Source organism: Dactylosporangium sucinum, from assembly GCF_014647515.1.
GTDB classification, from domain to species: Bacteria; Actinomycetota; Actinomycetes; order Mycobacteriales; family Micromonosporaceae; genus Dactylosporangium; species Dactylosporangium sucinum.
In genome coordinates, this window is sequence record NZ_BMPI01000032.1 from 1,349 (window position 1) to 5,746 (window position 4,398).

Annotated in this window: 7 protein-coding genes; all 7 read left to right on the forward strand. The window is 69.7% G+C overall.

The window, feature by feature from the left end; all coding sequences use genetic code 11:
• The first annotated feature begins 33 nt into the window (after positions 1–33).
• The 7 genes from IEZ31_RS56940 to IEZ31_RS29270 all read left to right on the forward strand — a co-directional run bounded on the left by IEZ31_RS56940 (position 34) and on the right by IEZ31_RS29270 (position 4,200).
• Positions 34–156: a flagellar basal body-associated FliL family protein gene (locus tag IEZ31_RS56940; protein WP_229835970.1), complete on the forward strand. Its 123-nt coding sequence runs from the start codon at positions 34–36 to the stop codon at positions 154–156.
• Positions 157–264: 108 nt separating this feature from the next.
• Complete coding sequence (locus tag IEZ31_RS29245) at positions 265–1,284, forward strand: flagellar motor switch protein FliM (RefSeq protein ID WP_229835951.1); 1,020 nt, start codon at positions 265–267, stop codon at positions 1,282–1,284.
• Entirely contained in the window at positions 1,281–2,024 is a 744-nt protein-coding gene (fliN, locus tag IEZ31_RS29250) for a flagellar motor switch protein FliN (RefSeq protein ID WP_190253230.1), read from the forward strand. The genes IEZ31_RS29245 and fliN overlap by 4 nt, the downstream gene beginning before the upstream one ends.
• Positions 2,025–2,155: 131 nt before the next feature.
• Positions 2,156–2,350: a flagellar biosynthetic protein FliO gene (locus IEZ31_RS59465; protein ID WP_229835952.1), complete on the forward strand. Its 195-nt coding sequence runs from the start codon at positions 2,156–2,158 to the stop codon at positions 2,348–2,350.
• Positions 2,347–3,141 (forward strand): flagellar type III secretion system pore protein FliP, encoded by a 795-nt coding sequence (fliP, locus tag IEZ31_RS29260; RefSeq protein WP_190253232.1) that lies wholly within the window; start codon positions 2,347–2,349, stop codon positions 3,139–3,141. Before IEZ31_RS59465 ends, fliP begins: the two co-directional genes overlap by 4 nt.
• 16 nt (positions 3,142–3,157) lie before the next feature.
• Positions 3,158–3,433, forward strand: a complete 276-nt coding sequence (gene fliQ / locus IEZ31_RS29265; protein WP_190253233.1) for a flagellar biosynthesis protein FliQ — start codon at positions 3,158–3,160, stop codon at positions 3,431–3,433.
• On the forward strand, positions 3,433–4,200 hold the full coding sequence (locus tag IEZ31_RS29270; RefSeq protein WP_190253234.1) for a flagellar biosynthetic protein FliR: 768 nt from the start codon (positions 3,433–3,435) through the stop codon (positions 4,198–4,200). The genes fliQ and IEZ31_RS29270 overlap by 1 nt, the downstream gene beginning before the upstream one ends.
• The last annotated feature ends 198 nt before the right edge of the window (positions 4,201–4,398 follow it).

Here is a 4,398-nt window from a genome sequence, read left to right on the forward strand (position 1 = left end):
AGCCTGTACAGCAACCGCAGCGAGTCGGAGCTGCTGACCAACGACGCCCGGGACAAGTCCAAGGCGGAGCTGAAGGAAAAGATCGTGAAGGCGTACACGGAGAAGAAGAAGAAGCTCATCATGGACGTGTACTTCACGACGTTCGTGATCCAGTAAGCCGGATCAGGCGGATCCACGACGGATCTGGTGGTTTCTACGGAAACCTCCGGGTCCGTTTCGGCCGTTTTACGTCAAGCTGCACCCGAAAAGGCCGATGGTAAGAGAGTGACGCAGTCTTCGTCCGCGACCGGAAGCGGCCGCACGCCCGGCAAGATGAGCCGGCGCGGCGGCAAGACCTCCGGTCCCGAACCGTATGACTTCCGTCGCCCCACCAAGCTGTCCCGCGAGCACATCCGAACCCTGCAGATCGCCTACGAGACCTTCGCCCGCCAGTACGCCACGCTGCTGACCACGAGCCTGCGCGCGGTATCCCAGGTCAGTCTGGTGTCCATCGAGCAACTGACCTACGACGAGTACATCAGCGGCCTCTCCAGTCCCACCATCGTCGCGATGTTCAACATCGACCCCCTGCCCGGCACCGCCATCCTGGAGTTCTCCCTGAGCACGGCCATGGCCTGCATCGATCACATGCTCGGCGGCCCCGGCGGCCCGCAGCCGCAGCGACCGCTGAGCGACATCGAGACGCCACTGCTGCACAGCCTCATCGAGCGGACGCTCGGTGAGCTCCGCTATGCCTTCGAGGGGATCGTGGCGGTACGGCCGACGATGACGACGATCGAGTACAACCCGCAGTTCGCGCAGGCCGGTGCGACCTCCGACGCGGTCATCGTGTCGTCGTTCGAGATGCGGGTCGGCACCGAGGAGTGCATCGCGACGATCTGCCTGCCGTTCGGCTCGATCTTCCCGAGGCTGCAGGGCGAGCGCGGCGAGGGCGTGCTGACCGAGGCGCAGCGGGTCGCCCGCGAGGCCGCCTACCGCAACGTCGTCGCCGGCCTGGAGGGCGCCCCGATCGAGGTCGCCGTGCGCTTCCAGCCGGTCCGGATGCATCCGGCCGACCTGGTCGGCCTGCGGCCCGGCGACGTCGTGCCGCTGGCCCACACGACGTCGACGCCCCTCGCCGTGACCACCGCGGACATCACGTTCGCCTACGCCGTGCCCGGCGCGCAGGGCAACCGCATGGCGTGTCTCGTGGTGCCGAGCCCCCAGCCCGGCCAGCGCGCCGCGCGCCGGCCCTCCCCCGGGCAACTCGGCCAGAAGAACCTCGCTGAGGAGACCAGCCGATGACGATCGCCACCAACGAGGCGCTGCTGGGCCGGGCGGAGGCGGCCGCCCAGGCCGCCGTCGCGTTGCTGCCCGCCAGCTCTCCGCTCTCCGTCGGTGCGCCCACGCAGAACCTCGACGAGTTCGCCATCACCGGCCAGTCCGTTCGCGCCCGGTTCGCCGGCGCCGCGCAGGGCGAGGTCGCGATCGTCGTCACGCAGGACCTCGTCGAGGCGCTCGCCAACTCCCCCATGGGCAGCCTCGACCTCAGCCAGGCCGTCCGGCCGGCCCTGGAGGCGGCCGCGGCCACGATCGGCCCGGTCGTCGTCGACCCGGGCGAGGTGCTCGAGCCGGCCGACGCGATGGGCCAGCTCGTGGCCGCCAACGGCGTCCTCGTGCCGCTGACCGCCGAGGACGGCGCCGTGCACGCCGTGGTCGGCCTCGCCGTCGCCGCGGAGGTGGTGGGCGGCGGCGACCCGGCCGACGCGCCGCGCGAGCGTGGCGAGCGCGGCGCCCGCCCCGCGTTCGACCTGCTCCACGACGTGGAGATGGAGGTGACCGCCGAGCTCGGCCGCACCCGCATGAGCGTGCGCGAGCTGCTGTCGCTGGCCCCCGGGGCGGTGATCGAGCTCGACCGGGCCGCCGGCGGCCCCGCCGACCTGCTCGTCAACGGCCGGCTGATCGCCCGCGGCGAGGTCGTCGTCATCGACGAGAACTTCGGCATCCGCATCACCGAGATCGTCGGCCCGAGCGACCGGGCCTGAGCCGGAAGACCACGATGATCGAGCTGGCTCTGCGCGTTCTGTGCTCACTCGCCGTAGTTTTCGGAATACTCTGGGCGCTTACGCGGCTGGTCCGGCGCCCGCTCGCCGGCCGCGGTGGAGGAACGGTCACCGTGGTCGCACGCCAGCAGCTGAGCCGCGGATCGTCCCTCGCCGTGGTCAAGGTGGCCGACCGGGCCCTCGTGCTCGGCGTGACCGACAACGGGGTGTCGCTGCTCGCCGACGCCGACGCCAAGCTGTTCCCGGAGCCGCCGCCGCCCGAGAACCCGGTCGGGCAGGCGATGAAGCTGTTCCGAGGACAGCGATGATCCGAGTGGTACTGGCGGTTGCCGCGCTCCTGTGCGCCGCGATCCTCGCCGGGCCGGGTCTCGCGGAGGCGGCACCCACGCCGAAACCGCCGGCCCCGCCGTCGGCGCCGGTGGTGGACGGGTCGCCCGACGGTACCGTCAACATCGACATCGACGGCGTGCAGCCAAGTCAGTCGATCACCATCCTGATCGCCCTGACGCTGCTGTCCGTCGCGCCGGCGCTGCTGCTCACCTGCACGGCGTTCACGAAGATCTTCGTGGTGCTGAGCATCACCCGCAACGCGCTGGGCCTGAGCAACGTGCCGCCCAACCAGGTCCTCGCCGGCCTGGCCCTGTTCATCAGCCTGTTCATCATGTCGCCGGTGCTGTCGGACATGAACCGCGACGGCGTGCAGCCCTACCTCAAGGGCGAGAAGACCCAGGCGGTCGCGTTCAAGGACGGCACCCAGCCGCTGCGCACGTTCATGCTCAAGCAGACCCGCAAGGACGAGATCGCGCTCTTCACCAAGATCGCCGATCGACCGGCGCCGAAGAACAAGGAGGAGGTACCGCTGAGCACGCTGGTGCCGGCGTTCATCCTCTCCGAGCTGCGGGCCGCCTTCATCATCGGCTTCGTCATCTACATCCCGTTCCTGGTCATCGACATGGTGGTCTCGGCCGCCCTGATGTCGCTGGGCATGATGATGCTGCCGCCCGTGACCATCGCACTGCCGTTCAAACTCCTACTGTTCGTGCTGGTCAACGGCTGGGGGTTGATCCTCACCGCGCTCGTGGCCAGCTATCGAGGATGACGGGGGAACCCCTCTCATGACCGACACCAAGATCATCGAGCTGAGCGTCCAGGCCATGACCATCGCCGCCAAGCTCTCGGCGCCGATGCTCGTCACGGCGCTCGTCGTCGGCTTCGTCGTGTCGCTGTTCCAGTCGGTGACCCAGATCCAGGAGCAGACGCTGTCGTTCGTGCCGAAGGCGGCCGCGATCGGCATCGCCCTGCTGCTGGCCGGCAACTGGATGCTGCACGAGATGATCACCTACACCGAGCGGCTCTACGCCCAGATCCCGGACCTCATCAGCGGCGCCTGATGGAGCTCAGCGTCCCGCTGAACACGGTCATCGCCGTGCTGCTCGCCTCCATCCGGGCCGCGGTGTGGCTCACGCTCTGCCCGCCGTTCAGCAACCGCGGCATCCCGGCCACCGTCAAGGCGCTCTTCTCGGTGGCGATCGCGCTGCCGCTGGAGCCGAAGCTGGCGGCCCAGGTGCCGGCGAACCTGTCGACCGGCACGCTCATCGCGGTCGCCGTCGAGCAGGTGGTGGTCGGCGCGGCGCTCGCGTTCCTGACCATGCTGATCTTCGCCGCGACCCAGATCGCCGGCAACGTCATCGACATGGTCGGCGGCTTCAGCCTCGCGTTCGCGATGGACCCGTTCTCGCTGCAGGGCAACGCGGTGTTCGGCCGGTTCTACAGCCTGCTGACGATGGCCATCATGTACGCCACCGACTCGCACCAGCTGATCCTGCGCGGCTTCACCCGCTCGTACCAGGCGATCCCGCTCGACGGCACGATGTCGGTCGACAACCTCACCCAGCTGGTGACCACCGGCGCCGCGCAGATGTTCCTGGCCGGCCTGCAGATCGCGGCCCCGCTCGTCGCGATCATGCTCTGCGTCGACGTCGCGCTGGGCCTGCTGACCCGCGCGGCCCCCGCCCTCAACCCGTTCGCGTTCGGCTTCCCGGCGAAGATCTTCCTCACGCTCATGGTCGCCGGGACGGCGATGATGCTGCTGCCGAACGCGATCGCCAACCTGACCACACGCTCCCTGACCCTGGTCCTGCGCGCGCTACAGCCCTGACCCGCCCCCGCCCAACCGTCCCCACTGCGTCGATCTTGCACTTGTGGTGCCAGGACACGCCGTGAATGTCCGAATTTGTCAGGCACCACAAGTGCAAGATCGACGCGAAGGGGCGCGGGACGCGGGGGGGGGGGGGGGGGGGGGGGGGGGGGGGGGGGGGGGGGGGGGGGGGGGGGGGGGGGGGGGGGGGGGGGGGGG

Excerpts from the sequence above, each read along its gene's own strand:
- IEZ31_RS29270 (WP_190253234.1), top strand. The coding sequence starts at position 3,433 with ATGGAGCTCAGCGTCCCGCTGAACACGGTCATCGCCGTGCTGCTCGCC.
- fliN (WP_190253230.1), top strand. The coding sequence starts at position 1,281 with ATGACGATCGCCACCAACGAGGCGCTGCTGGGCCGGGCGGAGGCGGCC.
- fliP (WP_190253232.1), top strand. The coding sequence starts at position 2,347 with ATGATCCGAGTGGTACTGGCGGTTGCCGCGCTCCTGTGCGCCGCGATC.
- fliQ (WP_190253233.1), top strand. The coding sequence starts at position 3,158 with ATGACCGACACCAAGATCATCGAGCTGAGCGTCCAGGCCATGACCATC.